General features: G+C 59.2%; 25 protein-coding genes and 1 pseudogene. 15 read left to right on the plus strand and 11 right to left on the minus strand.

Translation table 11 applies throughout. The annotated features are described in order from the left end of the window. Nucleotides 1–167 precede the first annotated feature (167 nt). The 3 genes from AC0ZWN_RS26000 to AC0ZWN_RS26010 are packed head-to-tail and all read left to right on the plus strand — an operon-like array spanning nucleotide 168 to nucleotide 1,981. On the plus strand, nucleotides 168–431 hold the full coding sequence (locus tag AC0ZWN_RS26000) for a DUF2790 domain-containing protein (RefSeq protein WP_476337196.1): 264 nt from the start codon (nucleotides 168–170) through the stop codon (nucleotides 429–431). Between the two features lie 46 nt (nucleotides 432–477). Then, nucleotides 478–732 carry a hypothetical protein gene (locus AC0ZWN_RS26005; protein WP_476337197.1) on the plus strand — a complete coding sequence of 85 codons (255 nt, stop codon included), beginning with the start codon at nucleotides 478–480 and terminating at the stop codon, nucleotides 730–732. A gap of 37 nt (nucleotides 733–769) precedes the next feature. Next, the gene (locus AC0ZWN_RS26010; protein ID WP_476337198.1) at nucleotides 770–1,981 is read left to right on the plus strand and encodes a cytochrome c biogenesis protein DipZ; all 1,212 of its coding nucleotides are present in this window, start codon (nucleotides 770–772) and stop codon (nucleotides 1,979–1,981) included. Between the two features lie 16 nt (nucleotides 1,982–1,997). Here the strand turns inward: AC0ZWN_RS26010 and AC0ZWN_RS26015 are convergent, their stop codons facing one another. Further along, a complete protein-coding gene (locus AC0ZWN_RS26015) occupies nucleotides 1,998–2,459 on the minus strand; it encodes a GNAT family N-acetyltransferase (protein WP_476337200.1) in 462 nt (153 codons plus the stop codon). A 225-nt stretch (nucleotides 2,460–2,684) separates the two neighbouring features. On the opposite strand from AC0ZWN_RS26015, the gene AC0ZWN_RS26020 reads away from it, so the two are divergent. Further along, nucleotides 2,685–2,957, plus strand: coding sequence for a DUF4242 domain-containing protein (locus AC0ZWN_RS26020; protein ID WP_093438958.1), 273 nt, complete (start codon nucleotides 2,685–2,687; stop codon nucleotides 2,955–2,957). Nucleotides 2,958–2,990: 33 nt separating this feature from the next. Next, nucleotides 2,991–3,803 carry a class I SAM-dependent methyltransferase gene (locus AC0ZWN_RS26025; protein ID WP_476337202.1) on the plus strand — a complete coding sequence of 271 codons (813 nt, stop codon included), beginning with the start codon at nucleotides 2,991–2,993 and terminating at the stop codon, nucleotides 3,801–3,803. Nucleotides 3,804–3,951: 148 nt separating this feature from the next. Here AC0ZWN_RS26025 and pcsA read toward each other — a convergent pair whose 3' ends face one another. After that, nucleotides 3,952–4,674 (minus strand): phosphatidylcholine synthase, encoded by a 723-nt coding sequence (pcsA, locus tag AC0ZWN_RS26030; RefSeq protein ID WP_007919592.1) that lies wholly within the window; start codon nucleotides 4,672–4,674, stop codon nucleotides 3,952–3,954. A 259-nt stretch (nucleotides 4,675–4,933) separates the two neighbouring features. Here pcsA and AC0ZWN_RS26035 point away from each other — a divergent pair, with 259 nt between their 5' ends. After that, the gene (locus AC0ZWN_RS26035) at nucleotides 4,934–5,695 is read left to right on the plus strand and encodes a tellurite resistance TerB family protein (RefSeq protein ID WP_476337203.1); all 762 of its coding nucleotides are present in this window, start codon (nucleotides 4,934–4,936) and stop codon (nucleotides 5,693–5,695) included. 92 nt (nucleotides 5,696–5,787) lie between these two features. Here the strand turns inward: AC0ZWN_RS26035 and AC0ZWN_RS26040 are convergent, their stop codons facing one another. Then, on the minus strand, nucleotides 5,788–6,246 hold the full coding sequence (locus AC0ZWN_RS26040; protein ID WP_476337204.1) for an REP-associated tyrosine transposase: 459 nt from the start codon (nucleotides 6,244–6,246) through the stop codon (nucleotides 5,788–5,790). A 316-nt stretch (nucleotides 6,247–6,562) separates the two neighbouring features. Here AC0ZWN_RS26040 and AC0ZWN_RS26045 point away from each other — a divergent pair, with 316 nt between their 5' ends. From AC0ZWN_RS26045 to ligD, 3 genes are read left to right on the plus strand one after another with little or no spacing between them, the layout of a single operon-like run. After that, the gene (locus tag AC0ZWN_RS26045; protein ID WP_476337205.1) at nucleotides 6,563–7,939 is read left to right on the plus strand and encodes an iron-containing redox enzyme family protein; all 1,377 of its coding nucleotides are present in this window, start codon (nucleotides 6,563–6,565) and stop codon (nucleotides 7,937–7,939) included. A gap of 11 nt (nucleotides 7,940–7,950) precedes the next feature. Continuing rightward, complete coding sequence (locus AC0ZWN_RS26050) at nucleotides 7,951–8,904, plus strand: methyltransferase (RefSeq protein ID WP_460098627.1); 954 nt, start codon at nucleotides 7,951–7,953, stop codon at nucleotides 8,902–8,904. A gap of 17 nt (nucleotides 8,905–8,921) precedes the next feature. Further along, entirely contained in the window at nucleotides 8,922–11,513 is a 2,592-nt protein-coding gene (gene ligD, locus AC0ZWN_RS26055; protein WP_476337207.1) for a DNA ligase D, read from the plus strand. Here the strand turns inward: ligD and AC0ZWN_RS26060 are convergent, their stop codons facing one another. The 3 genes from AC0ZWN_RS26060 to sodC form a co-directional block, all read right to left on the minus strand. Beyond that, entirely contained in the window at nucleotides 11,514–11,915 is a 402-nt protein-coding gene (locus tag AC0ZWN_RS26060) for a hypothetical protein (protein WP_476337209.1), read from the minus strand. It abuts the gene before it with no gap. 80 nt (nucleotides 11,916–11,995) lie between these two features. After that, on the minus strand, nucleotides 11,996–12,310 hold the full coding sequence (locus AC0ZWN_RS26065) for a DUF2388 domain-containing protein (protein ID WP_095047491.1): 315 nt from the start codon (nucleotides 12,308–12,310) through the stop codon (nucleotides 11,996–11,998). A gap of 160 nt (nucleotides 12,311–12,470) precedes the next feature. Beyond that, entirely contained in the window at nucleotides 12,471–12,992 is a 522-nt protein-coding gene (gene sodC, locus AC0ZWN_RS26070; RefSeq protein WP_449123195.1) for a superoxide dismutase [Cu-Zn] SodC, read from the minus strand. 227 nt (nucleotides 12,993–13,219) lie between these two features. Here sodC and AC0ZWN_RS26075 point away from each other — a divergent pair. After that, nucleotides 13,220–13,993: pseudogene (locus AC0ZWN_RS26075) on the plus strand (MCP four helix bundle domain-containing protein); the annotation flags it as partial. A gap of 132 nt (nucleotides 13,994–14,125) precedes the next feature. Beyond that, nucleotides 14,126–14,851: a methyl-accepting chemotaxis protein gene (locus tag AC0ZWN_RS26080; protein WP_443200748.1), complete on the plus strand. Its 726-nt coding sequence runs from the start codon at nucleotides 14,126–14,128 to the stop codon at nucleotides 14,849–14,851. 175 nt (nucleotides 14,852–15,026) lie between these two features. Here AC0ZWN_RS26080 and AC0ZWN_RS26085 read toward each other — a convergent pair whose 3' ends face one another. Continuing rightward, nucleotides 15,027–15,458, minus strand: a complete 432-nt coding sequence (locus AC0ZWN_RS26085; RefSeq protein ID WP_320337111.1) for a nuclear transport factor 2 family protein — start codon at nucleotides 15,456–15,458, stop codon at nucleotides 15,027–15,029. A gap of 523 nt (nucleotides 15,459–15,981) precedes the next feature. Between AC0ZWN_RS26085 and mqo the strand changes: the two genes are divergently transcribed. Next, the gene (gene mqo / locus AC0ZWN_RS26090; RefSeq protein WP_093438917.1) at nucleotides 15,982–17,628 is read left to right on the plus strand and encodes a malate dehydrogenase (quinone); all 1,647 of its coding nucleotides are present in this window, start codon (nucleotides 15,982–15,984) and stop codon (nucleotides 17,626–17,628) included. A 164-nt stretch (nucleotides 17,629–17,792) separates the two neighbouring features. On the opposite strand, the gene AC0ZWN_RS26095 is transcribed toward mqo, so the two are convergent. Further along, a complete protein-coding gene (locus tag AC0ZWN_RS26095) occupies nucleotides 17,793–18,224 on the minus strand; it encodes a nuclear transport factor 2 family protein (RefSeq protein WP_476337213.1) in 432 nt (143 codons plus the stop codon). 438 nt (nucleotides 18,225–18,662) lie between these two features. On the opposite strand from AC0ZWN_RS26095, the gene AC0ZWN_RS26100 reads away from it, so the two are divergent. Further along, nucleotides 18,663–19,109 (plus strand): NUDIX hydrolase, encoded by a 447-nt coding sequence (locus AC0ZWN_RS26100; protein ID WP_476337214.1) that lies wholly within the window; start codon nucleotides 18,663–18,665, stop codon nucleotides 19,107–19,109. Between the two features lie 6 nt (nucleotides 19,110–19,115). Here the strand turns inward: AC0ZWN_RS26100 and AC0ZWN_RS26105 are convergent, their stop codons facing one another. Genes AC0ZWN_RS26105 through AC0ZWN_RS26115 form a run of 3 tightly spaced genes read right to left on the minus strand, consistent with a single transcriptional unit; the run spans nucleotide 19,116 to nucleotide 23,788 of the window. After that, nucleotides 19,116–20,240: a type VI immunity family protein gene (locus tag AC0ZWN_RS26105; RefSeq protein WP_476337216.1), complete on the minus strand. Its 1,125-nt coding sequence runs from the start codon at nucleotides 20,238–20,240 to the stop codon at nucleotides 19,116–19,118. 14 nt (nucleotides 20,241–20,254) lie between these two features. Next, nucleotides 20,255–21,541, minus strand: coding sequence for a VRR-NUC domain-containing protein (locus tag AC0ZWN_RS26110; RefSeq protein ID WP_476337217.1), 1,287 nt, complete (start codon nucleotides 21,539–21,541; stop codon nucleotides 20,255–20,257). A gap of 3 nt (nucleotides 21,542–21,544) precedes the next feature. Beyond that, a complete protein-coding gene (locus AC0ZWN_RS26115) occupies nucleotides 21,545–23,788 on the minus strand; it encodes a type VI secretion system Vgr family protein (RefSeq protein ID WP_476337219.1) in 2,244 nt (747 codons plus the stop codon). A gap of 130 nt (nucleotides 23,789–23,918) precedes the next feature. On the opposite strand from AC0ZWN_RS26115, the gene AC0ZWN_RS26120 reads away from it, so the two are divergent. Next, on the plus strand, nucleotides 23,919–25,130 hold the full coding sequence (locus AC0ZWN_RS26120) for a helix-turn-helix domain-containing protein (protein WP_476337221.1): 1,212 nt from the start codon (nucleotides 23,919–23,921) through the stop codon (nucleotides 25,128–25,130). 31 nt (nucleotides 25,131–25,161) lie between these two features. After that, on the plus strand, nucleotides 25,162–25,794 hold the full coding sequence (locus tag AC0ZWN_RS26125; RefSeq protein WP_476337222.1) for a Vgb family protein: 633 nt from the start codon (nucleotides 25,162–25,164) through the stop codon (nucleotides 25,792–25,794). Nucleotides 25,795–25,905: the final 111 nt, after the last annotated feature.

The following is a 25,905-nucleotide window of genomic DNA, read 5'->3' on the forward strand; positions in this document are numbered from 1 at the left end:
CCAGGGTTTTGTATCGCTGTGTATCCCCCGATGGCAGGGATACACAGCGATTGAAACGCGCCAGTTCCTGACACAGAGGCGATACCTCGCGAGCCTCAAATAGGCTCCATCGAGGCCCACACAGATCGCCTCGGCTCAACCCCCACTGAAGCCTTGAGGAAAACGCCATGAACAACAAATCCGTAATTGCCGCCTGCCTGTTTGCCGCCCTGAACATCTGCACGCTGTCGGCCCGGGCCGAAGCCGCTGTCACCCCGCAAACCTACACCTACGGCACCCACCTGGATATCCAGAAAGTCATCTCGCTGAAACAGGACAACTCGGTGTCCTGCGGCATCGTCGAGGCGCGCATGACCTACCTCGATTCTGCAGGCAAAACCCGCGTACTCGATTACAGCAAATTTGCCGACGGCTGCAACAACGACAACTGAGTCATCAAAGGCAACCAAGCCAACTCTTTATAGAAGGAACAACACCATGAACAACGTCGCGCGCTTTTTCACCGCCATTGCTTTCTCCCTGGCCGGCGTCGCCGCCCATGCCAACGCTGCGGTTGAACAGCATAGCTGCCACAGCAGCACCTGCTTCCAACTGACGCCGGTGGCCCAGCAGGGCAGCGACGGCCTGATTGCAGCGGACGGCTCCAGCCGCACGCCACAAGGGCAGATGTTTACCGAGAACGGCGCCAGCCGTACGCCGCAGAGCCAATGGCTGGAAAGCCAGAGCGTCTGAACGGCTCGTCACAATCATTGATCAAGGGTGACTCACTATGTACCTCATCGCATTTCTCGGCGGTCTGCTGACCGTGCTCAGCCCCTGTATTTTGCCGGTGGTGCCGTTTCTGTTTGCCGGCGCCCAACGCAGTCGCGCTTCGATACTGTTGACCCTCGGCGGCATGGCCCTGACCTTCGCGCTGATCTCCAGCCTCGCCGTGGTCAGCAGCGAATGGGTGATCCAGGCCAGCAACAGTGGCCGGTACGTCGCGCTGATCGTGATGAGCGTGTTCGCCCTGTCGCTGATCTCGGCGCGCATCGGCGGCTGGCTGACACGCCCCTTCGTGATGCTCGGCAATCGTCTGGACCCGGACACCCGGAAAAAGGCCGGGCCGATGGGTTCGGTCATGCTCGGCGTGGCCACTGGACTGCTTTGGGCACCGTGCGCGGGACCGATTCTCGGGGTGATTCTCACCGGTGCCATGCTGCAAGGCGCCAACGCGCAGACCAGCCTGTTGCTGCTGGCTTACGGCGCCGGCAGTGCATTGTCGCTGGGCACGTTGATCTTCACCGGGCGCGGGTTGGTCAACCGTTTGAAACCGTCGATCCCGTTCACCGGTTGGTTGCGTCGTGGTGCCGGGGTTGCGGTACTGGCGACGACAGCGGTGATTGCCACCGGCTTCGATAAAACCTTGTTGGCCAACACCTCCTCCGAAGGCGTCGCCAGTGTCGAAAAACGCGTGTTGGAAAACGTGCCGAAAGTGGTCGACTACTTTGTCAGCAAAGTCCGCGCGGACTCGCCGATGGAGGAGGGCAAAGGCGCGATGCCGTCACTCGCCGGCGCCGTGCAATGGTTGAATTCGCCTGAACTGAACGCAGACGCCCTGCGCGGCAAAGTGGTGCTGGTGGATTTCTGGACCTACGACTGCATCAACTGCCAGCACACCCTGCCGTACGTCAAGGACTGGGCGAAGAAGTACGAGAAGGACGGCCTCGTCGTTATCGGCGTGCACACCCCGGAATACGGCTACGAGCGGATCATCGACAACGTCAAGGATCAGGTGAAAAAGCTCGGTATCACCTACCCGGTGGCCATCGACAACAACTACGCGATCTGGCGTAACTTCGACAACCAGTACTGGCCGGCGCATTACCTGATCGACGCCAAGGGGCAGGTGCGTTACAGCCACTTCGGCGAAGGTCGCTACGATGCGCAGGAGCAGATGATCCAGCAGTTGCTGGAGGAGGCTAAGGCGCCTGCGGCGTGATCAGCAAACCACTGGCTCAGAGGTCGCGGACCATGAGCCATTGTTCATTGCCCCAGGCGCGAAAACGCTCCAGGACTTGCCAGCCGCGTTTGGCGTAGTAGTCCTGCTTGGTCTGCGTATGCAGATACAAACGCGCAAACCCGCACTCTTTCGCTTCTTGACAAATCCCTTCAACCAAGCGCTCCGCCAGCCCTTGCCCGCGCGCTTCAGGACTGACGAACACGCAGGCCAGCCAAGGACCAAGATCAGGGCGCAGGGCGAGGTCATCGCGTGCCAGCGCCGCGCCGCCGACCAGATGTTCACCGTCCATGGCGATCAGGCAAGACCAGTCGCCATTGCCTTGGCCCTCGGCAAATTCACGCTGCCATTCAGCCAGCGGTTGGTCGATGTATTCGTAGGGGAATTGCTGGTGGATCCATTGAGCATAACGGTCGCTGTGGTGCATGTGATGCGCGAGCCAATCGAGTTTCAGTGACATCGGTAGAGTCCGTTCCAGAAGCGAGCGGGCATCAGAAACCAATCCTCGAACGTTGGCAATCTTCCAGGTGTTCCAGACGCTTTACAGAATCCCACCATTCATCGGCAAACCCTCGGTTTTCGCGGCTTGCCGGACGATCGGCAGGGACGCCAACCGGCAGCAGCGCGATAGTGCTTGAGCAGGGTCACTGCCGGCCTTGCCCCATAACAAGAGCGCGAGGTTGCCATGCCGAAATTCGTGATTGAACGCGAGATTCCAGGGGCCGGGAAGCTGTCCGAAGCCGAACTCAAAAACGTCTCACAAACGTCCTGCCAGGTGTTGCGCGAACTTGGGCCACAGGTGCAGTGGCTACAGAGTTATGTCACTGCCGACAAAATCTATTGCGTGTACATCGCGCCTGACGAAGAGCAGGTACGCGAACACGCCAGGCTTGGAGGATTTCCTGCCAACAGTGTGGCGCGAGTGATGACGGTCATCGATCCGACGACGGCCGAATGATCACCGACCCCACCTGCAGCGGAGTTCACTCTTATGAGTACCCCGATTGATCTGACAGCCCTGAAGGAACGCCAGAAAGTCGCCTGGGCCAGTGGCGACTACGCCGTGATTGGTACGACGTTGCAAATTGTCGGCGAAAACCTTGCCGAAGCCTGTGACCTGCGTTGCGATGAAGAGGTGCTGGATGTCGCTGCCGGCAACGGTAATGCGACGCTGGCGGCGGCGCGCCGTGGCTGCCAGGTCACCTCGACCGACTACATCGCGGCTTTGTTGGAACGCGGCCAGGATCGGGCCCGGGCGGAGCATCTGGACGTGACGTTTCAGGTGGCTGATGCCGAGGCACTGCCGTTCGCCGATGAGAGTTACGACGCGGTGCTGTCGACCTTTGGTGTGATGTTCGCGCCGGATCAGGACACGGCTGCGGCCGAGCTGGGGCGGGTTTGTCGCCGTGGTGGGCGGATAGGTCTGGCCAACTGGACGCCGGAAGGTTTTGTTGGGCAGATGTTCAAGACGCTCAGCCGTCATCTGCCGCCGCCTGCCGGCGCCCAGCCGCCCTCGAATTGGGGCTCCGACGCCTGGCTGCACAAACATTTCGATGACCGTGATTTTCTGCTGCGGGTGACACGGCGTGACTTCAATTTCCGCTATCGCTCGGCGGCGCATTTCATCGACATCTTTCGCCATTGGTACGGGCCGGTGCACAAGGCCTTTGCGGCATTACCGCCGGAGAGCGGGCAGGCACTGGAGAGTGATCTGGCGGATTTGCTCAATCGGTTGAATCGGGCGGGAGAGGGTTCGCTGGTGGTGCCGAGCGAGTATCTGGAGGTGGTGATTACTAAACGCTGATTCACCCCCGACTTTCGAATCTATTGCGATCCTTGTGGGAGCGAGCCTGCTCGCGAAAGCGCTGTGTCATTCAACAAAAATGTTGTCTGACACTCCGTCTTCGCGAGCAGGCTCGCTCCCACAGGGGTAGGTATTTTGGTAGTTGAGCCTATTTCACCTGCGGCCGATCAAACCACTCCAGCGCCGTGCGCCAGATGCAGATCCCCAGAAAGTACGCCGACATCAGCAACCACAAGCCCATCACCAACGGGTTGATCACCGGATGGTTGAGCACCAGCGACAGACTGCATAGCAGCCAGATCGCCGTCACTGCAATGTTGATCGGCATGAACCGGCGTACCCGAAACGGGTGCAGGAACTTCATCCGCGTCACGGTCAACAGCGCCAAACCGATAACCGTCAGAAAAGTGATCCACGGTCCCGGTCCGATGATGTACAGGCACAGGGCGACCACATTCCACGCCGCCGGAAACCCGACAAAGTAGTTGTCCTTGCTCTTCATATTGACGTTGCAGAAGCAGAACAACGACGACACCAGAATCAGCGACACGGTCAGCAGCAGGGTGTAGTCGGGCAACGGAATGTAGCGATAGATGAACAGCGCCGGGATGAACACGTATGTCAGGTAATCGATCACCAGATCGAGGATCGAACCGTCGAAACTCGGCAGCACCGACTGCACGTTGACCTTGCGCGCCAGTGCGCCGTCGAGGCCGTCGACAATCAGCGCCACGCCCAGCCACATCAGGCAATGGGTCGGCTGGTTTTCCAGCAGGGCGAGGGTGGCCAGGAAGGCTGTGACCACGCCAGTCGCGGTAAAACCATGGGCGCCCCATGCTTTGAGCCTGGCGATGTGTACGGTCGATATCACGGGGGCGTTCTCCAGAAAGTGAAGCAAGCCGGGTATCACCCTTGAGTAGCAGGGCGCCGGCAAACCGGGTCGGGGTTGCAGCTATCGACCGGTCTGGCCGGGATAAGGTTCACCACTGATCAATCTTAGCTGGCCGGCGAAAAAATACGCGGGCGAAATCCGTCAGGGCTTCGAGCGTCAGCCAAACGGTGCTGGCGCTATGGCTTAAGGGGTCTATCGTTGCCAGACGCAGTCACTGCCAATGCCTGAGGATAACGTCATGAACACCAGCGATTTGCTCGAAAAACTGCTGCGAGGCCAGGCCTCGACCGGCCAACAATCTTCAGCGTCTGCCGGCGATGGTTTGGGTGGTTTGCTGGGTGGACTGCTCGGTGGCGGCTCGGGCGCGGCCAGCGGCGGCGGATCTGCCGGTGGACTTGGCGGCTTGGGCGGCTTGCTCGGTGGTTTGCTCGGCGGCGGTGCCGGTGGTGGACTTGGCGGCGCTTTGGGTGGGGCGCTGGGTGGCGGTGGCGGCACGCAAAGCCGCTCCGGCGGCACCAACTATGCGGCGCTGGCATCGCTGGGAATGATGGCCTTTCAGGCGTATCAGGCCTGGCAACGCAGCCAGGCCAGTTCGGCACCGCAACAAACGCCGCAAACGGCTAACCTCCTGGCCGGCCCGGAGATTGAAGAGCACAGCCACGCGGTGCTGCGTGCGTTGATCGCCGCGGCCAAGGCTGACGGGCGTATCGATGAATCCGAAAAACACCTGATCAGCAGCGAAATCGGCAAACACACCGATGATCCGCAGTTGCAACAATGGCTCGACGCTGAAGTCGCCAAGCCGCTGGATCCTGAGGAGGTAGCGCAATCGGCAAACGGTGACCCAGCCGTCGCCGCCGAAATGTACCTGGCCAGCGTCATGCTGGTGGATGACCAGCAGGACGCCGAGCGCAGTTATCTGGATGAGCTGGCAGCAGCGTTGCAGATCGACCCGGATTTGCAGGTGCATCTGGAACAGCAGGCCAAAGGACAGGCCTGAAAGCAACATCAAAAGATCGCAGCCTTCGGCAGCTCCTACAGGGTGTACATCATTCCATGTAGGAGCTGCCGAAGGCTGCGATCTTTTGATCTTCAAAACCAGATGGCATCCCAAAACGGGTAGTCCCCCACACGCCGAACCAATCCGGCGCGTATCGGGTTCATAACGATATATCGGGCCGCCGCTTTAAGATCTTCATCGCGACGCAACGCCCGGTCGTAGTAACCGCGTTGCCATAACCGTCCCTGACTGCCGCGCTTGAGATTGATCGAACGACAACTGCGCGATTTCACGCGGCACATGAGCGCTGCCAATGAACCTTGTTTCAATTCAATCAGCCAATGCAGATGATCCGGCATCACCACCCACGCCAGCGACTGAACCATTCCCTCGTCATTGGCTGCACGCATTTGCTCTACCAGCAGTCTTCCCAAACGCCAATCCGAAAATACTGACTGACGTTCGTAAACGACGGCGGTGAGCAGATAAATACGTCCAGCCTCGCTATAGCGTCCCTTGCGTAATCCACACGCCTTTGCAGTAACAGGCATTCCTTTGCCCTCCCAAAAACATCGTCCCTGAACGTTAGCCATCCCTCACCGTTACGCGAACTCAACCCATTGCACGATGTAACCCTGTAGGAGCTGCCGAAGGCTGCGATCTTTTGATCTTGTTTTTAAAATCACAATCAAAAGATCGTGCGATCGCGGACCGAGCCTTCGGCAGCTCCTACACGGTGTTTCAGTGCATTCGACGGCCGTCCGTCCGGGCAATTTTCACGTCGATTGAATTTTTCGCAGGCGCCGCCTCTCTGCTGCTGTAGAGGCGTGTGGAACAGCGCCCTGCCAACCGACCGAGAATTTTGCCATGACTGTCCTGACACCCCTGCAAGCCGCGCCTGCCCAACCGCACCTGATGAACGCCGCCGGGAACATGCGGCAGGTCTATGAAGCGTTGTTGCGCGATGACGATTCCCAAGACCTCGCGCAGGCGTTTTTGCAGGAGCAACTGCAACACGCCGCGCAACTTAGCGATTCGTTGCCTGAAGACCCGGCAACGTGGCACGCCTGGGTGGCCGAACATTGCGCCGATGTCGCCCGGCAATACGCCGACTATCTGCAGCAGCGCAAGGCCGGCGGGCCTCGGCAATTCTTCCGTGGCAAGGCGCAGGCGCTGTATTTCCTGCAAGCGGTGGCACCGACCAAACTGGTCGACGGCGCTTGGCTCTATGGTCTGTTGCCGCGCTGGCAGGACCCACGTTTCCAGAGCCTGCTGCGAACCTTTCTGGAAGAGCTGGGCGAAGGCAATCCGGCGCAGAACCACGTGGTGATTTATCAGAAATTGCTCGCCGAGCACGATCTGCAGGACAGCAGCGCCATCGACGATGAACGCTACCTGCAAGGCGCGATACAGCTGGCCCTCGGTGTCTGTGGTGCTGATTATTTGCCCGAGGTGATCGGCTACAACCTCGGCTATGAACAACTGCCGTTGCACCTGTTGATCAGCAGTTACGAACTCAGTGAGCTAGGCATCGATCCGTACTATTTCACCCTGCACGTGACCATCGACAACGCCAGCACCGGCCATGCGCAAAAAGCCGTGCAGGCGGCGCTTGACCTGCTGCCGCTCGAGGCCGATCGCGCTGAGTTTCTGCGCCGGGTAGCGCTGGGCTATCGGCTCAACGATCTGGGGCAGGGCAGCCGCGCAATCATTGAAGGCTTCGACCTTGAGCAGCAATTGCTGGCGATGCTCGAGCGCAAGTGCCCATTCGCCCAACACATGCATTCCGATTACTGCCGTTTCGAAGGGCAGACCGTCAATCAGTGGCTGGCTGCACCCGAGCAATTGCCCGGTTTCCTCCAAGCGTTGCAGAACAAGGGCTGGATCAAGCGCCACGAAGACCCGCAGGCCAGCCGTTTTTGGCAACTGATCGCGGGCGACGGTGCGGCGATGTTTGGCGTGTTCAATGCCTACGAAAAACAACTGGTGCACGACTGGATTGCCGGCGACTGGACGCCGTCGGATAAAGCGAAACCCGTTCGGCGGCACAGTCAGACCGCAGCGCCCATCGAAGGGCTTGCACAGGACCCCGACGTACAGGCGCTCAACACCGCGCTGCAAGGTCAGGATGCCTCGGCGCAAATGGCGATTTTGATCCCCTGGCTCGCCCCGGCCCGCCATGCACACCCGGCCGGGCTACTCGCCACCCGGCGTTTTATCGAACTTAAATCCCGCTTGCCTTAAGGACACCGCCGATGAATCAGGAAGAACAACTCTGCCCCAACGACCTCGTGCTGCTGCAATTGGGCCGGCGCTTGTTGGCAGACGGATATCGGTTCACCACGCCGACGCCGTTGACCCATCAACGGGTCAACCAGCGTGACGAGGGCCAGATGGCCGACTCTTTGCGCGATGTGTTCGGCTGGTCGCGTCCTTTCACGCCGGGGTTGTTGTCAGCCGATGAACAGCGGCAACTGCAAGACGCACAGATCATTGATCACTACGAAGGTGAGCTGAAGAGTCGGGTACGCTGGTCGAGTCTGGATGATTTGCTGTTCGTCCATTCGGCATTTCCCACCGAGGCCGCTGACGCGGTGTTTTTCGGCCCCGACACCTACCGTTTTGCGCAATTGATCCACGCCCATCTGCAGCAGAACTTCGCGCCGATTCATCGCGCGGTGGACATCGGCTGCGGCGCTGGCGTCGGTGCGATTCTGATCGGCCGGGCCCGTCGCGAGACAGAGGTGCTGGCGCTGGACATCAACCCTGCGGCGTTGCGTCTGACCGCGATCAACGCGGCACTGGCGGAAGTCGCTAACGTCGACGTGCGCGCCAGTGATCTGTTGCAGGGCGTCGACGGCGAGTTCGACCTGATCGTCGCCAACCCGCCGTACATGGCCGACCCGGCGGAACGCGCCTATCGCCACGGTGGCGGGACGCTGGGGGCAGGGCTTTCGCTGCGCATCGTCGAACAGGCCTTGAATCGATTGGCGCCTGGTGGCTCGCTGCTGCTCTACACCGGTGTGGCGATGGTCGATGGTCGTGATCCGTTTCTCGACACCGTGCTGCCACGCCTCGATGAAAAACGTTTCGGCTGGACGTACCGCGAACTCGACCCGGATGTTTTTGGCGAAGAACTGCTCAACCCCGGCTATCAACGGGTCGACCGCATCGCAGTGGTGGCGCTGACCGTGACCCGAATGGGCTGAAACAAGGCAGGTGCACGATGAACAGGAACCTCGACGACTACAACCGCATGCGCGATTTTTCGGCGACCTCGGAACCGGCTGCCGTCAAGCGCTCGGGACGTAAAACCGCTGCCGAGCATGCTTTGCAGTTCTGCATCCAGAAGCACGACGCTTCACACCTGCATTACGACTTTCGCCTGGAACTCAATGGCGCACTGAAGAGCTGGGCGGTGCCAAAAGGGCCGTCACTCGACCCCAAGGTCAAGCGGCTGGCGGTGCATGTCGAGGATCATCCGCTGGATTACGCAACGTTCGAGGGCAACATTCCCGAAGGACATTACGGCGCCGGTGATGTGATTGTCTGGGATCGTGGCGTGTGGATACCGCTGGAAGATCCGCACAAGGCCTACGCCAAGGGCAAGCTCAAGTTCGAGCTGCAAGGCGAGAAGCTCGGCGGTATCTGGAACCTGGTGCGCACGCACATGCCGGGCAAAAAAGAACAATGGTTTTTGATCAAGCATCAGGACAGCGCCGCGCGGCCGCAGGATGATTACGACGTGTTGGTGGCCGAACCGGACAGTGTGCTGAGCGAACGCACGTTAGTGGGCAAACCCAAACTGGCCGCCGAGCAAAGCAAACCGCTGAAAAAGCCCGCGGCGAAGACACGCAAAACTGCGACCGGCAAGCTCAACGGTGCGCAAAAAGCCAAACTGCCGGCACAACTGAAACCGGAACTGGCAACGCTGGTCGACAGCGCGCCGGAAGGGCAGTGGAGTTACGAGATCAAATTCGATGGCTACCGGATCATGGCGCGCATCGATCATGATCAGGTGCAACTGTTCACTCGCAACGGTCATGACTGGACGCACAAGTTGCCGCAACAGGCCGCAGCCCTGGCCGCGCTGGGATTGGAATCGGCGTGGCTCGACGGCGAAATGATCGTCGCCAACGAACACGGCGTACCGGACTTTCAGGCCCTGCAAAATGCTTTTGAAGCTGGAAGCAGCGGCAACATTCTCTACTACCTGTTCGATCTGCCGTATCTCAACGGTGTCGACCTGCGTGAAGTGCCGGTCGAGGAACGTCGCGCTGCGCTGGCCACGGTGCTCGGCAGTCATGAGCAACGGTTGTTGCGCTTCTCCGAAGCCTTCGACGAAACCCCGGATGCGCTGCTCAACAGCGCCTGCCAGATGCAGATGGAAGGCCTGATCGGCAAACGCCTCGGCTCGCCCTATGTATCGCGGCGCAGCAGTGACTGGATCAAGCTCAAGTGCAAACATCGCCAGGAATTCGTCATCGTCGGCTACACCGATCCGAAAGGTTCGCGCAGTGCCTTCGGCGCGTTGTTGCTGGGGCTGCATGACCGCGACAGCGGCGAGTTGCGCTACGCCGGCAAAGTCGGCACCGGTTTCAACGAGTCGACGTTGAAAAGCATTCTGGCCCAGCTCAAACCGTTGCAGGTGAAGAAGCCGGCGGTGGTCAATCCACCCAGCGGCTTCGAAGTCAAAGGCGTGCACTGGCTCAAGCCGAAACTGCTGGCGGAAGTCGCATTTGCCGAAATGACCAAGGACGGTTCAGTGCGCCACGCCGTGTTTCATGGCTTACGCAATGACAAACCGGCCAAAGCCATCACTGAGGAGCGAGCGAAACCGGTGAAGAGTGCAGCGAAGAAATCAGCCACGAAGAAAGCGCCGAAAAAAGCCCCGGCGAGCAGCGCAGAAACCGCGCCGTCACAAACCGGACTGGCCAACGGCAAGGTGCGCATCACTCACCCGGATCGCGTGATCGACGCGGTCAGCGGCACCACCAAGATGCAACTGGCCGAGTATTACACCAGCGTTGCCGAATGGATTCTGCCGCAGCTCAAGGATCGTCCGGTGGCATTGGTGCGCGCGCCGGACGGCATCGCCGGTGAGTTGTTTTTCCAGAAGAACGCCGAACGCCTGGCGATCCCCGGCATTACCACGCTGGACAAAGACGTCACCGGGCAACCGGTGATGCTGATCAACAATGCCGAGGCGCTGATCGGCGCGGTACAGATGAGCACCGTCGAACTGCACACCTGGAACGCAACCACGGTCGATCTGGACAAGCCCGATCGCTTCGTTCTCGACCTCGATCCGGATCCGGCACTGCCATGGAAAAGCATGGTCGAAGCGACGGCACTGACATTGACCGTACTTGATGAACTGGGCCTCAAGGCGTTTCTCAAAACCAGCGGCGGCAAGGGTATTCACCTGGTGGTGCCGCTGACCCGCAAACTCGGTTGGGACGAGGTCAAGGACTTCAGCCACGCCATCGTCAGTCATATCGCCAAGCTGTTGCCGGAGCGCTTTTCTGCGGTGTCCGGGCCGAAAAACCGCGTCGGGCGGATCTTTATCGATTACCTGCGCAACGGTCTGGGCGCCACCACTATCTGCGCTTACGCCGCGCGCACCCGCGAAGGCTTGCCGGTGTCGGTGCCGTTGTTTCGCGAAGAGGTCGCCGAGCTCAAGGGTGGCAATCAGTGGAACGTGCACAACGTTCATGAGCGGTTGGCTGAGGTCGGTGACGAGCCGTGGGCCGACATGAAGAAAACCCGCCAGAGCATCACCGCCGAAATGCGCAAACGCCTGGGGCTGAAAAAGTGATCAGGTGTCGCGCAGCAAGTCGTGAGCGTTGAGCAATTCGAAGGCGATTTCCGGGTGGTTTTCCAGTCCGCGGCGAATGGCGGCCGGGATCGCTGCACGGGTCTTGCGGCACAGGCCCGGTAACTCGTCGATTTGAATAGCGATCCCGCGCATGGTGCGCACTTCGTTGAAACCGGGAGCGACGTCGACGCGAATCCCCAATTGTTCGGACATGCGCTGTTGCAGATGTTTGAGGTCATTCAGGTCTTTGAGCATTTCGAGGCGAGCGAGCAGGCGTTTTTCTTCCTCTCGGGTCAGGCGCAGGATGCGCAAATCCGCGCCGGGTGTCTCCAGCAACGGATCGCGCCCGCAGATGCAGGCGCCGGGCGGGCAGGGGGAGCGCAAGGGCACAGAAGTCGTCATGGCCTCCATCATAGAGGCCGTCGGACAGTTTTGCCTATGCGCCTTCAGCAGCCATCCATCGGCTGCGTTTTCCGTGACGGCTACTGATTCAGGCCTTCGTAATGCACCAGAATCGCGTTGGCCAGATCTTCATCACTGGCATTGAGTCCAGGATTTTCCTGGCGAGCCTGTTGCAGCACCGATTCAAGATAAACCCCACGAATGGCCCCGCCACTGGCGACAAATGCAGACAAGTCGTCACGGGCCGGAATCACCATTTTGTGATCCTTGAAGGTCGAGTACAGCGACGCGGAGACACCGGCCGAAGTGGCGACATCTCCGGCATCGACTTTGGCCAGAGCGGAACCAACGGGCAGGCATAGGAGTAAAGAAGAAACGAGCACTAACTTGCGCATGACGGTGTTCCTCCACAAGCGCGAAGCAAAAAGGGAAGGATTACATAATGTGAGAGGGGCGCGCGCGGCGGGAGTTCCGTGGCGCAGCAAAGTCTGCGTTATTGCAAAACAGACGCGGGCAACGCCATGGCGGGTTGCCCGTCTTTCACGCTGGAATGAGTCAGATCACCCCGCAGGCCATGCGATCACCGCCACCGCCCAGTGGTTTGGGCATGTCGGCGTGGTTGTCGCCGCCGGCGTGGATCATCAGGGCGTGACCTTTGATCTCGGATATCTTCTTCAGGCGCGGCGCCAGTACCGGATAGTTGGCGATGCCGTCCGCCGTCACGTAAACCGCCGGAAGATCACCCAAATGGCCGTCGGCGTAAGGGCCGAGGTGCTTGGCGGTTTTTTGCGGATCGAAATGCCCGCCCGCAGCCAGTGCGGCGCCTTTCACGCCATCCTTCATGCCGGCCTCGCAGCTGCCGTTTTCATGCACGTGGAAACCGTGCACGCCGGCCGGCAGAGATTTCAAGTCAGGCGTGAACAACAGGCCATACGCCGTTTCACTGATGGTGACCGAGCCGATCGCCTGCGGCGCGCCGTCAGCGCTGACCAGATTGATCGCGACTTTTTCCGTCGCCGCGTGTGCGGTACCGATGGCGAACGTGCCGAGCAAACCCAACCACAATGCGCGTTTCATAGGCGTTTCCTTTTGCTGTACGAATGTTCAGAGCGACGGACTCAATAGCCTGCCGGCATTAACCGGTGATGAAGGCGTTGGCCGTGCGCGTTGAAAAGTGAGACTTGCCGCGCAATCCGAAAGTTTTGCTGCCTTTGGCCAGCACGCCGACACCTGCTGACACGCTCTGGCGCGGCAGACCTGCGCAAATAGGCTTAACTGAAGGCTGACAAGCGTTTACGGGCGTGATGAGTGAGGAAAATCCGGTGTCGATCAAACTGCGTTTAGTGTTGCTGATTGTGACAAGTCTGCTGACAGCCTTGATCGTGAGTCTGGTCAGTTACGTCGGCAATCAGCGGATGGCCTCGGCGGTCAGCGATAACGCGGTCAGCATGAGCGCGCTGCGCAACCACATGGAAGCCGACATGATGCACGACGCCCTGCGCGCCGATGTCTACTCGGCGATGCTGGTCGGGCTGGGCAAAAGCACCAGCACGGCAAGCGAGGTACGCGATTCGATCAACGAGCATGCCGGGCATTTTCGTGAGGTGCTCGAGGAAAACCTCAAATTGCCGATCAATCCGGCATTGCGCACGGCGCTGGAGCAGATCAAACCGAGCCTCGATACCTACATCAACGCGGGCGAACGGATTGTCGGGCTGGCGCTGGACAACCCTGATGCGGCTCAACAGGAACTGGGCACCTTCAACACGGCGTTTGGCCAGCTTGAAGAACAAATGGCCGCGTTGAGCGAGTTGATCGAGTCCAATACGCGGCAGACCAGCGCAGGCACCGAGTCAGCCATCCGCAGCGCCAACGTCGCGCTCGGCGTGGTGTTGATCGCCAGTCTTGTGTTGCTCTTGATACAGGGGCGCTGGGTCATTCTGAGCATCATGGGGCCTTTGAAGACTGCCAGTCGCATCGCCGAAAGCATCGCCCACGGCAATCTCAGCGAGTCGATTGCCGAGCCATCCGGCAAGGACGAAGCCAGTACTCTGATACGCACACTGGCAACCATGCAGCGCGACTTGCGCAACATGATCGACGTGGTGCGGCGCAATGCTCACGGCGTCAGTGGCATGAGCGAGCAACTCAGCCACGGCTGCCATCAGGTCGCCGACAGCAGCCAGCAACAAAGCGTCGCCGCCGGCACCATGGCCGCTGCCGCCAGCCAGATGACCGCGAGTATCGAGGAAATCACCCGCCACGCCGAACGAGCCCTGAGCATGGCCAGTCAGGCCGAAACCCTGGCCAAGGAGGGCGGCGGTGTCATTCATCAAGTGGTCAGCGACATGGACGATATCGCCCGATCAGCACAACAGTCGGCGCAGGTGATCCGCACGCTGGATCAGGAATCCGAAGCCATTTTCAACATCATTCAGGTGATCAAGAGCATTGCCGACCAGACCAATCTGCTGGCGCTCAATGCCGCCATTGAAGCGGCCCGTGCCGGCGAGCAGGGTCGGGGTTTTGCGGTGGTCGCGGACGAAGTGCGTAGTCTGGCGGCGCGCACCAGTGCCTCAACCCAGGAAATCGCGGCAATGGTCGCGCGCATTCAACACAGCACCCGCGAGGCGGTCAGCAGCATGGAGGCGGGTGTCGCGCAGGTCGACAAGGGCATGGCGGTGACGGCGGATGTCGAGCGGGCCATCCGCGAAATTCTCGATGCGACGTTGAGCACGACGCAACTGGTCAACGACATCACTCGCACGATTGGCGAGCAAAGCCAGGCCAGTAACGAGATCGCCCATCAGGTGGAAATGATTGCCGGGATGTCCGAAGGCAACAGCCGGGTGATCGGGCAAACGGCGAATACCACGGATGAATTGTCGAGTCTGGCGGGGCAGTTGGCGCAGTCGGTGGATCGGTTTCGGTTGTAGTGGTGAAATCCATCGTATTTGTGTTGGCCGGGCTAGCGCTTTCGCGAGCAAGCTCGCTCCCACAGGTTTCGTGGTGTAAATGCAATATTCGCTGCGCCACCGAACACAGTGGGAGCGAGCTTGCTCGCGAAGAGGTCAATTCAGCCAACACTAATGCTGGATAAATTCACCACGATCAGAACTTGAACGCCTGCCGTCCCACCAGCAACCACTTGCCATCCTGCTTCTGCCAGATCTGAAAGTTCTCGATCTCCGTCGGCACCACCTCGGTCCCCTTCAGCGCCTGTGCGGAAAAGTGGTGGCGGACCAGCGCGGTGTCGCCGGACAGGGTGATGGTCTGGTGCTGCATTTCCAGGGTCTTGAACGCGCTCTTGCCGGTTTCGATGTCGGCGATGAACTCTTTCTTGTCCTGGATCTTGCCGCTGGAATGGCCATAAGTCAGGTTGGGCGCGGTGAGCGCGTTCAGTTCGGCGATGTCCTTGTGCAGCATCGCCTGGGTCAGATGATCCACCGCTTGGGCAACGTCTTTTTCCGCCGGAGCAGAGGCGGCCATCGCGTAACCGTTGAAGGCACAGAGAAAGCCGATCAGGAGTCGGGTCTTGGTCATTGAGGTTGTTTCCCTTGTTGTTATGGGGTTGACGACTAATTTGTCAGTCGTCGTACAACGTAGCAGATAATGCTTGAGCAAGGCACTGCCCAAAAGTGCTCAATGTCTGGGCAACTACACTTGAATGCAGGATGGTCTGCGTCGACGCACTCATCAGAGGGTCATGTTCAGCGACTGGCGGCCGATAAGTCCCTGAGCGGAAAAAGACTCTCAAGTCGGGAACAGACGCGCGGGTTTGCCCTGACGTGATATTCTTCGCGCCAACTTGGTTTGACCTTATTCAGTTTGCTTGCCTTCGGGCGGGCTGACGGAATCCCTGTCGCTCAAGTAGCTGAGCCAATAATGATAAGAAGTCAGTTCAGAAGGGACATTAACTGAGGTCGATGCAGCATGTCGGCCTTGTGTGCCCACCCGTCAAAATTGAAGTGTGCCGGAATCTGCGACGCGAGCCTGAGCGTCATCAAAGCGGATCGCATACAGATAACAGCGGCGGGCGGAAGGCGTTTTATCATAGGTGCAACAGATGTTTAAGAAAGTGAACACAGCCCTGCTGGGTCTGGCTTTGGCGATGGGGATGACATCCGCCAATGCTGACGAAGCAAAGAAAGTCGACGTCCTGCTGATCGGCGGCGGCATCATGAGCACCACCCTCGGTGTGTGGATCAATGAGCTGGAGCCAAGCTGGTCGATGGAAATGGTCGAGCGCCTCGACGGCGTCGCCCTGGAAAGCTCCAACGGCTGGAACAACGCCGGTACCGGTCACTCGGCGCTCGCTGAGCTGAACTACACCCCGGAAGACGACAAAGGCAACGTGACGATCCCGAAAGCCGTCGAGATCAACGAAGCGTTCCAGGTCTCCCGTCAGTTCTGGGCCTGGCAGGTTCAGCAAGGCGTTCTGAAGAACCCTCGCTCGTTCATCAACACCACGCCGCACATGAGCTTCGTGTGGGGCGATGACAACATCAAGTTCCTGAAAAAGCGCTACGAAGCCCTGCAAGCGAGCCCGCTGTTCGCCGGCATGCAGTACTCCGAAGACCCGGCTGTGATCAAGAAGTGGGTCCCGCTGATGATGGAAGGGCGTGACCCGAACCAGAAAATCGCGGCCACCTGGAGCCCGTTGGGTACCGACATGAACTTCGGCGAAATCACCCGCCAGTTCGCTGCGTACCTGCAAACCAAGCCTAACTTCGATCTGAAACTGTCGAGCGAAGTCCAGGACATCACCAAGAATGCCGATGGCACTTGGCGCGTCAGCTACAAAAACCTGAAAGACGGCACTAAAACCGAAACCGATGCCAAGTTCGTCTTCATCGGCGCTGGCGGCGGTGCACTGCACCTGCTGCAGAAGTCGGGCATTCCTGAAGCCAAGGAATACGCTGGCTTCCCGGTCGGTGGTTCGTTCCTGGTGACCGATAACCCGGCCATCGCTGAACAGCACTTGGCCAAGGCCTACGGTAAAGCGTCGGTTGGCGCCCCACCGATGTCCGTTCCGCACCTGGACACCCGTGTCCTGGACGGCAAGCGCGTCATCCTGTTTGGCCCGTTCGCGACCTTCAGCACCAAGTTCCTCAAGGAAGGCTCGTACCTGGACCTGCTGACCAGCACCACCACCCACAACATCTGGCCTATGACCAAGGTCGGCATCAAGGAATACCCGCTGGTCGAGTACCTGGCTGGCCAACTGATGCTGTCGGATGAAGACCGTCTGAACGCGCTGAAGGAATACTTCCCGAACGCCAAAGCCGAAGACTGGCGCCTGTGGCAAGCCGGCCAACGCGTGCAAATCATCAAGCGTGATGAAGCCGCTGGCGGCGTGCTGAAACTGGGCACCGAAATCGTTGCTGCACAAGACGGTTCCATCGCCGGCCTGCTAGGCGCATCGCCAGGCGCGTCGACCGCTGCACCGATCATGCTGAGCGTGCTGCAGAAAGTCTTCAAAGACAAAGTCGCGACCCCAGAGTGGCAAACCAAGCTGCACCAGATCGTTCCAAGCTACGGCACTCAGCTGAACAACGATCCAGCCAAAGTAGCTGCAGAGTGGGCTTACACCGCCAAGATCCTCGAACTGCCGACACCTCCAGTGATCGGTCAGGCTGCTGCCCCGGCCGCACCTGCAGCTGAAAAGGCTGAAGCTCCGAAGGAAAACGCTGCACGTGACATGGCGCTGTAACTAAACGCCTGACACACAAAGCCCACTGAACCGGCGACGGTCAGTGGGCTTTTTTATGGCAAATAGTTTTGTAGGAGCTGTCGAGTGAAACGAGGCTGCGATCTTTTGATCTTGATCTTGCTTTTGAAAGATCAAGATCAAAAGATCGCAGCCTGCGGCAGCTCCTACAGGGCTTTGGCGGACGCCAGATAAGCACCGAGCCGCCGGCCCATCTCTTCGCCCAAGGCCTGCAGACCGCTGAGTGGCCGCACCATCACCTCGAACTCGACAATCTTCCCGCCCTCATCAAAGCGAATCATATCGATGCCTTTCAGCTCCTTCGAACCCACCTTGGCGCTGAACTCCAGAATCACATTCAAGCCATCGGCAGTCGCCAGCTCACGGTGATAGGTGAAGTCTTCAAACACCTCGAACACGGTATTGAGGACCATCGATACCACCGGCGCGCCCGGATAAGGCGTGTGGGCCATCGGCGAGCGGAACACGGCTTGCGGGTCGAGCAGGCCGGGCAAGGCGCTGAGGTCGCCGGTGCGGATCATTTCGTGCCATTTGCCCAGCGATGCGGCGACGTTGGGTTGCAGGTTCAGGTCGGTCATGTTCACTCCAGGATTTTTCTTGTTGTTGTCGCGACGGCAATGACTCTAGATCAACCATGCCGAAATTGAACCCTTGTGCCGCGATCTGAATATCAGTCCATGGCCCATGCGGATCAGATGCGCATCTGATCCGTATTTTTTCGCCGGATCTGCCTCTGTTACCAGTTCAGTCATCCGCTCAAAATAGCCCCACGGTTCGGCACTCGCGGCAGTCCTTCATCCCGAAGCGCCCAGTGCACCGCAAGCTCAGCATTGAGGAGAGCAACATGAACAAGATGGCGTTTTTTCTGGGTGGCTTTCTGACACTGACCATTCTGATCGGTCTGCTCGCAACGATTTCTCCGGTCTGAAGCGACCCTTTTCCAGTGACGTCCACGGGTGTGTCGCGTAAAGCATGTTTAAATGCCGCGCCCCCACACTTGTAAATGGACTTCAGTCATGGCCGAACACCGCATTCGCGCGCTCGCACTTTGCGTTTTTCATCACCACGGCAAAATTCTGGTTAACGAATTTCGCGACCCGGCCAGCCAGCAAACCTGCTTTCGGCCTATTGGCGGCGGTATTGAATTTGGCGAGACCAGCGCCGAAGCAATCGTGCGCGAAGTGCAGGAGGAGTTGGGCCTGTCCATGAGTGACGTGCGTCTGCTCGGCACACTCGAAAGCCTCTTCGTCTACAACGGCGAACCGGGTCACGAAATTGTCCAGGTATACGACGCGACGTTCGTCGATCAGGGCGTCTACGACAACGCACAGATCGATGGCCATGAAAGCGACGGCGCGCCCTTCACTGCACGCTGGCATGACAGCTCAAGCTTCAGCGAGCAGGCGCCTTTGGTGCCGAATGGCTTGCAGGAGCTGCTGAAAAGCGCCGGATTGCTCGGATGAATTCACTCACGCTTCCCCCGACCAATACCAAAGCGTATCGCCCCAATTCGAGCCACTGAACCCAGGCATGGTTTCCCCCAAGTCGAAGTAACGTCGGGAGTTTGCCTGTGCAGGGCTGAACCAATAACCCGCGGCGCTACAAGGCTGACCGGCCTCTATTCGTGCTGGAGTTTTCGAATGCGCATCGTCTTGGTCGAATCGCGCGTACCAGCGCTCGGTACTGTCTTGTTCGAAGCAGTTACCGTAGGGTGAATAAGTGTGCAGTTGATCGGGTTTTGGATTACGAAGCTGTTTCAAAACACGGTTCACCGCTACATAGGTGACGGGTAGAGGTTCATGGATAGCGCCCAGTTCGGGTAAAGCGCCGGCGCGAATGATCACTCCGCCCTGATAATCCAGCATCTCGACGTCGCCACGTCCGCTGAAGGCGTGGCGTAATCCGTCTTTGCCTCCCAGTTGCTCGGTAAATCGAGTGCCAACAATGGTGTACCAGTTGACACCTTTGATGTGATCAAGCAGTTCTCGTTTGAAGTTGTGCACCATTGAGTCAACTTCCAGACCGACATATTGCTGCGCCAGTTGAAATTCCATGGGCATGTAACGATCGAAGTCGTAGGGCAGTATGCTCGAAAGTCCGCCGTAGCCATGTTCGGCTTCAACCTGATCGCACAAGTAAACCAGCCATTCTTGAAAGCGCGCGACGCCATCGGGCTCTTTCAGGAAACTCCAGGGCAATGTCATCTTCAGGTATGAGCGTTTTTGATCGCCATGCACCTCGAACGAGTTCAGTGCGGACAGGCTGTACGCAGCAGCTTCGTTCGCGGTTGCGGCGCTGCTGATGTGCCATTCGTATTGTTCGTTCGGCCCTGACTCGCGGATTTTTTCCTGGGTTTTGCTGAATCCGGAATCTGTCAGTTTCTTGTAGCGGTCGTCGAACTGTCCCTTCAGATGCTGGCCGAACTCTTCCTTGAATCGGGTGAAGCATTGCATGACATTGCGCTTGCTTTGCAGCGAGTAGCCTTCCTTGAAGTAGAGGGTTGCGATCAACCCGAGTCGTACAACGGGGGTGTTATCGGGTAGCTCAAACGTCAGGTCTGGAGCTTGTTCGCTCAGTTTTTCCAATGTATTCATAAAGCTCTCTTTTATCAGGCTGTCGCCGCAGCAGTGATAGCAGCGCCGCCCAAAATGGTGACCAGCACGGCCCATGAAAGCTGAGCCAGTCGAACGATAACCAAAATTGCTGCGACGATAGCAGCAGGCACACCGGCAGCAACCAGTGCCGCTCCAATAGCAAAAGCCACCACAACGGTGGCAACGACTGTTCCTACGTCAATCAATACTTGCATCCAGTCGATTTCCTTGAGCTTTTCCAAGGTCAGGTCGGTGAAATGCTGAATTTCCTTCCACGCAGCCCTGAGTTGCTCATCCGTCCAGCGAACGACCTTCGCACCTGTTTCACTGACCCATTCCCAGGCTTTTTGAGACTCACGTCTAATCCATTGACCCTTGATTCCGAGCCACGTAGCGGCGTCTTCGAGGTGTTGTTGCATTTCTTGCGATAGCCTTCGAATGCCCTGAGCACCTTGCTCCAAGAGCCCTTCAACGGCCTCTTGAAGTTGCGTCCAGCTTTCGACCCGCGCCGGTCTGGGTGTCGCTGTTGGGCCGTACGCGGGAACAGGTACCGGAGCGGGTCTTGGGGCTTGCCCCGGGCCTCCGGCCGGGGGCAGCAAAACAGGCCATTGCTGTGGGTTGAACTCACCAGTCGGCTTATGTTGTCTGTTGTATTCGCGGTCGCGTTCACGCTCGCCGTCATCTCGACAATCATTGATTTCGAGTACAGAAAAACGGTTTGGGCCACCTGCTATATCCAGATAAGCCTCTCGCTGTGCCATACCGAGGACGTCCCCGGGAAACTTCACTTCCACTAGCCTCTCCAGATTATCCGGGTGCGCAACACCTTGATGATCCGTTCCAGCTTGTCCCGGCCAACGTAAGCTGCGTGTCTTGACGATGATAACGTCGGGACGCCGTAATAATCCTTTGACTGAACCTTTAGGGAATGGAAAGAGTGAATGGCGTCGCGTGGGATCTGGCTTCACGTCATCGCCCAGCCATGAGGAACTCAGGAATGGTTTGGGGGGGAGGGACGACATGTCGAAGCAGACTTCAGCTTTGTAATCCCATTTGAAATCCCAGCGGTATTCATCTGCCCGAATCAATCCACTCATTACCAGCTGTTTAAGCTCCATGCCGGTGAAGTCACCATCTTTGGCTTTTTTTATCGTTAATCTGGGAAACCGCGATGCGTAATTGGCTTTTTCCATCAGATAAGGTTTGTTATCAGGATTGGGCAGCGGTGCTTGTTTGACCGTACCTTCGATACTGGTGTTCGTGCAGCCTTGTGGCGTTTGAGGTGGTTGCATGACCGGCATGATTCAGCCCTCCGAGTTGGCGTTTTTGAAGTCCAGGGTCATTTCCTTGGGTGCGCTTTCCCCGGCCCTGATCAACGGTTCTTCAGGCTCGGGTTTGCGAACAGGTGTCAGCAGTTCGACCTCTGCCGGGCTGCTGCTGAGTGCCTGAAAGGTTTTTCCTTCTTCGTTGGTATAACCGGCAATTCGGGTGCCATCAGCGAGCTTCAACGTATATGGGGTGCCCACCAGAGGTTCACCGGTTTTCTCATCCAGCAACAGGTAGCGCGCCTTGTGACTGCGCGGCGCGCTGTCAGGCAATTGGCCGAATTTATCGGTGTCAACTGCGCCGGGAGTCAACGGCACCAAAATCCCGATGCCGCTGCCCACCCCAGGCGAGCCGCCAGTGTTGACCTTCACCTCGGCGCCGCTGATGGTTACGCCACCAGCGTCGACTTTCACGAAATTGCCGCCAGCCTTGGCGGTGAGTTCCATGCCGGCGTCTACCACGACCTTGTCGCCAGCGTGGTAGTGGATTTCGCTGCCGGCTTCGACGAATTGAGCAGTGCCGACTTTTACATGCTGCGTCACACCCACCGTCAGGTGATCATCCGCGCGCATCTCGCTGATTCGATCCAGATGGGTAATCCGGTGTTCCTCAACCTTGAACTCGCTCAGCGTATTGGCTTCAACGGTGTCGTGCCGTTCGTTACCGACGCGGATCTTCTGGTCGTGCTCGATGTTTTCGTCCCAGTCGCGTTGGGCATGGATGTAGATTTGCTCGACGCCTTTCTTGTCTTCGATGCGGAACTCGTTATAGCCCTTGCCGCCCGGTGAGCTCAGGGTTTTGAACGTGCTGCGGGTCTTGTTTGCCGGCAGGTCGTAAGGGACGACGTTTTCCTTGTGGTACAGGCATCCGGTGACCAATGGCTGATCGGGATCGCCTTCGAGGAAGGTGACGAGGACTTCCATGCCGATGCGCGGGATGGCGATGCCGCCGTACGCGGCGCCGGCCCAGCCGCTGGCGACGCGCATCCAGCAGGTGGTTTTGTCGTTGGACTGACCGTCACGGTCCCAGTGGAATTGCACTTTGATGCGGCCGTACTGGTCGCAGTGGATTTCTTCGCCTGCGGGGCCGGTGACGACGGCGGTCTGGCTGCCGAGGACTTTTGGTTTCGGGTGTTCGAAGGCAGGGCGGTAGTGCGCGTCCCACGGGGTGGCGAGGAAGCTGTTGCGGTAGCCCTGGTGGAAATCGCTTTTGTTGTCGGTGACGTCGCTGGTGACGTTTTCGCCGAGCACTTGCGGTTGTTTGCCTTCGTGGAAGACTTCCAGCAGCAGCCACAGGTCGTTCCATTCGGCGCGCGGGTGTTCGGCGAGCGTGAGGAAATGGCCACTGGTGAGGGTTGGTTCGTCACCTTTGCCTTCGGCGAGTTTGTAGTCGCTGCGATGGCGTTCGAGGGCGCGGGTGGAGAGGAACTTGCCGCGCTCGCGGGTGGTGAAGCGGCCGGGGTAGTCGTAGTCTTCGAGGTCCGGGGCAAAGGTGCTTTTCGCGGTGCCTTCGGGGAGGATCTTCGGTTTTTCGAAGTCGTAATCGCGGCGGCTGACGCGGGTGGTGCGGGTTTCCAGGCGCAGGTTGAAGCGTTTGATCACCGGTTTGTCAGCGGCCATGCCGGAGTCTTGCTGGTAGCTCACCGGTTTCAGCTTGCGGAATACGGTCTGGTCGTCGCCGAACACCAGTTTGTGGCCGCTGCTGCTGTGCTGGAAGTGGAAGTGAATGCCTTCTTCCTCGCACAGGCGCTGGATGAAATGCAGGTCGGATTCGTCGTACTGCACGCAGTAGTCGCGTTCCGGGTACTCGGCGTTGAGCTGGAAGCTGTAGGCGTCGGCAAGAATGCCGCGATCTTCCAGCACCTGAGCGATGATCTTCGGCACCGTCAGTTGCTGGAAAATCTGCTGATCGTGGTTATGCCGCAGGTAGGCCAGTTGTGGCACCAGGCTGAGGCTGTAACGGGTCAGGGTTTTGCCGGAGTCGCCTTGCTCGATGCGATAGACCAGACCGTGGATCTTGCCTTCGCCGGACGGGCCGAAGGTCAGGACGCCGGGCTTGTGCAGCAGTTCTTCGAGATTGAGGTCGGGGCGGGCGCTGACGAGTTCGAGATCGAAACGGAACGGTTGGTTGAGGGCTTCGCGACCGGTGAAGCTGAGGACTTGCAGGTCGGCGTTGGCGCCTTCGACAGTGAAGGTAATGTGGCTAGCGTTTGCATCCAGCATGCTCGACTCCATCCATTGGAAAAGCTGTGCCGATGTTGCAACAACTGAAACAGCCGATCAAGCGTCCAAACGCGCCATAATCAGCGATCAGACTCAGCTCACGATTCAGCCACCGAGGGACGGACGAGCCATGGATTCGCTGATCAACGCCGCCGGCCGCGCGCTGTCCGCCGGTGATCCGCTAGGCGCGTTGAACTACGTCGCTCTGCGTGAGGATCCGCCGGCGCTGGCTCTGCGCGCAATTGCCATGGCTCAGCTCGGTGATCTGCCCCGCGCCAAGGCGTTGTTGCAACGGGCGATAAAGGCGTTCGGCAGCAATGAACCGCTGTCGCGGGCGCGTTGTGTGGTCGCCGAGGCCGAAGTGGCGCTGGCAGCGCGGGATCTGGGCTGGCCGGTGAAGGCGCTGGAGGCGGCGCGCCAGGTGTTGCAGGCGCACGGTGACGGCGTGAACGCGGCGCACGCGCGCTATCTGCAGATTCGCCGGTTGCTGTTGATTGGCGAGCTGCAAGAGGCCGAAACGTTGCTGGGTGAAACTGACCCGGCGCCGTTGCCGCCGGCGCTGCGTACTGCTCATGAGTTGATCGCCGCCGGAATCGCCGTGCGTCGGGTCCAGGCACACAAGGCCAGTGCGGCGCTGGCTCGGGCGCAGGCTGCGGCGCAACAGGCCGGGATCACCGCACTGAGCGCCGAGGTCGATCACGCCAGTCACATGCTCGCTGCGCCGGCAGCGCGGCTGATCGTTGCCGGTCAGGCGCAACGGGTGAATCTGGCGCAGGTTGAAGCTTTGTTCAACTCGTCGACACTGATCGTCGATGCCTGCCGATACAGCGTGCGCGGTGCCGGCATGACGGTGGCGCTGGCCACGCGGCCGGTGCTGTTCAGTCTCGCACGATTACTTGCGCAAGCCTGGCCGGACGATGTGGCGCGCGAAACGCTGTTCGCCACAGCCTTTGGTTTCCCCCTCACGGATGAATCGCACCGTGCTCGCCTGCGGGTCGAAATTGGCCGCTTGCGTGCGGCACTGAAGCCACTGGCGAATATCGCCGCAACGCCAAGGGGCTTTGCGCTGATGGCCGAGGACTTGGCACTGCTGACACTGCCGATCGAAGACAAATACGCGGCGTTACTGGCTTTGCTCGCCGACGGCGAGGCCTGGTCGAGTTCAGCGCTGGCATTGGCTTTGGGCAACAGCCAGCGCCAGGTGCAACGCGCCTTGGAGGCTCTGGCGCGGGCGGACAAAGTGCAGGCGTTCGGTGTCGGCCGGGCGCGGCGTTGGATGACGCCACCGCTACCGGGTTTCGCGACGATCTTGTTACTCCCGGTGTCACTGGGCAATGGCTAGGCTGGAGCCACACATCCACGAGGAAGTTGCCATGAAACACTCAAATGCAGAAGTCCTTCGCGAGTACGGTCCTTTTGATGACATCAAAGGCATTCACGGCGTGACATTCGATGGCCAGCAGGTCTGGTTCGCCAGCGACGGCCAGCTCAATGCACTGGATCCGGCCAGTGGCGAAACCGTGCGCACGATCAAGGTTGGCGCCGACGGCGGCACCGCTTTTGACGGCCAGCACCTGTACCAGATTGCTGATCGCCACATCCACAAGATCGATCCGGCCACGGGGCGCGTGCTCCACACCATCCCGGCCCCGGGGAATGGCGGCGACTCAGGCATGGCCTGGGCGGATGGCTCGTTATGGGTCGGGCAGTATCGCGAGCGCAAGATTCATCAGATTGATCCGCAGACCGGCAAGATCCTGCGCACGCTGGAATCGAACCGGTTTGTCACCGGGGTGACCTGGGTGGATGGCGGGTTGTGGCATGGCACTTGGGAGGCGGATGAGAGTGAGCTGCGGCGGATCGATTCGCAGGATGGCAAGGTCCTTGAGGCTCTGAAAATGCCCGCGGGGCAAGGTGTTTCCGGACTGGAAGCCGACGGCGCTGATCGCTTCTATTGCGGCGGCGGAGACACTGGGCGGGTGAGGGCGGTGCGTCGGCCCAAATGATGAAGACGTCTACACGGCCTCTTCGCGAGCAGGCTCGCTCCCACAGTGATTGCCGGTGAACACACGCTTTGTGAGTTACCCAAAACCCTGTGGGAGCGAGCCTGCTCGCGA

Source organism: Pseudomonas sp. 3B-A001-10F (assembly GCF_056313565.1).

What these genes read in the sequence shown, in the direction of transcription:
- AC0ZWN_RS26000 (WP_476337196.1), top strand. Translation starts at nt 168, where the DNA reads ATGAACAACAAATCCGTAATTGCCGCCTGCCTGTTTGCCGCCCTGAAC.
- AC0ZWN_RS26005 (WP_476337197.1), top strand. Translation starts at nt 478, where the DNA reads ATGAACAACGTCGCGCGCTTTTTCACCGCCATTGCTTTCTCCCTGGCC.
- AC0ZWN_RS26010 (WP_476337198.1), top strand. Translation starts at nt 770, where the DNA reads ATGTACCTCATCGCATTTCTCGGCGGTCTGCTGACCGTGCTCAGCCCC.
- AC0ZWN_RS26015 (WP_476337200.1), bottom strand. Translation starts at nt 2,459, where the DNA reads ATGTCACTGAAACTCGATTGGCTCGCGCATCACATGCACCACAGCGAC.
- AC0ZWN_RS26020 (WP_093438958.1), top strand. Translation starts at nt 2,685, where the DNA reads ATGCCGAAATTCGTGATTGAACGCGAGATTCCAGGGGCCGGGAAGCTG.
- AC0ZWN_RS26025 (WP_476337202.1), top strand. Translation starts at nt 2,991, where the DNA reads ATGAGTACCCCGATTGATCTGACAGCCCTGAAGGAACGCCAGAAAGTC.
- AC0ZWN_RS26035 (WP_476337203.1), top strand. Translation starts at nt 4,934, where the DNA reads ATGAACACCAGCGATTTGCTCGAAAAACTGCTGCGAGGCCAGGCCTCG.
- AC0ZWN_RS26040 (WP_476337204.1), bottom strand. Translation starts at nt 6,246, where the DNA reads ATGCCTGTTACTGCAAAGGCGTGTGGATTACGCAAGGGACGCTATAGC.
- AC0ZWN_RS26045 (WP_476337205.1), top strand. Translation starts at nt 6,563, where the DNA reads ATGACTGTCCTGACACCCCTGCAAGCCGCGCCTGCCCAACCGCACCTG.
- AC0ZWN_RS26050 (WP_460098627.1), top strand. Translation starts at nt 7,951, where the DNA reads ATGAATCAGGAAGAACAACTCTGCCCCAACGACCTCGTGCTGCTGCAA.
- ligD (WP_476337207.1), top strand. Translation starts at nt 8,922, where the DNA reads ATGAACAGGAACCTCGACGACTACAACCGCATGCGCGATTTTTCGGCG.
- AC0ZWN_RS26060 (WP_476337209.1), bottom strand. Translation starts at nt 11,915, where the DNA reads ATGACGACTTCTGTGCCCTTGCGCTCCCCCTGCCCGCCCGGCGCCTGC.
- AC0ZWN_RS26065 (WP_095047491.1), bottom strand. Translation starts at nt 12,310, where the DNA reads ATGCGCAAGTTAGTGCTCGTTTCTTCTTTACTCCTATGCCTGCCCGTT.
- sodC (WP_449123195.1), bottom strand. Translation starts at nt 12,992, where the DNA reads ATGAAACGCGCATTGTGGTTGGGTTTGCTCGGCACGTTCGCCATCGGT.
- AC0ZWN_RS26080 (WP_443200748.1), top strand. Translation starts at nt 14,126, where the DNA reads ATGGCCGCTGCCGCCAGCCAGATGACCGCGAGTATCGAGGAAATCACC.
- AC0ZWN_RS26085 (WP_320337111.1), bottom strand. Translation starts at nt 15,458, where the DNA reads ATGACCAAGACCCGACTCCTGATCGGCTTTCTCTGTGCCTTCAACGGT.
- mqo (WP_093438917.1), top strand. Translation starts at nt 15,982, where the DNA reads ATGTTTAAGAAAGTGAACACAGCCCTGCTGGGTCTGGCTTTGGCGATG.
- AC0ZWN_RS26095 (WP_476337213.1), bottom strand. Translation starts at nt 18,224, where the DNA reads ATGACCGACCTGAACCTGCAACCCAACGTCGCCGCATCGCTGGGCAAA.
- AC0ZWN_RS26100 (WP_476337214.1), top strand. Translation starts at nt 18,663, where the DNA reads ATGGCCGAACACCGCATTCGCGCGCTCGCACTTTGCGTTTTTCATCAC.
- AC0ZWN_RS26105 (WP_476337216.1), bottom strand. Translation starts at nt 20,240, where the DNA reads ATGAATACATTGGAAAAACTGAGCGAACAAGCTCCAGACCTGACGTTT.
- AC0ZWN_RS26110 (WP_476337217.1), bottom strand. Translation starts at nt 21,541, where the DNA reads ATGCCGGTCATGCAACCACCTCAAACGCCACAAGGCTGCACGAACACC.
- AC0ZWN_RS26115 (WP_476337219.1), bottom strand. Translation starts at nt 23,788, where the DNA reads ATGCTGGATGCAAACGCTAGCCACATTACCTTCACTGTCGAAGGCGCC.
- AC0ZWN_RS26120 (WP_476337221.1), top strand. Translation starts at nt 23,919, where the DNA reads ATGGATTCGCTGATCAACGCCGCCGGCCGCGCGCTGTCCGCCGGTGAT.
- AC0ZWN_RS26125 (WP_476337222.1), top strand. Translation starts at nt 25,162, where the DNA reads ATGAAACACTCAAATGCAGAAGTCCTTCGCGAGTACGGTCCTTTTGAT.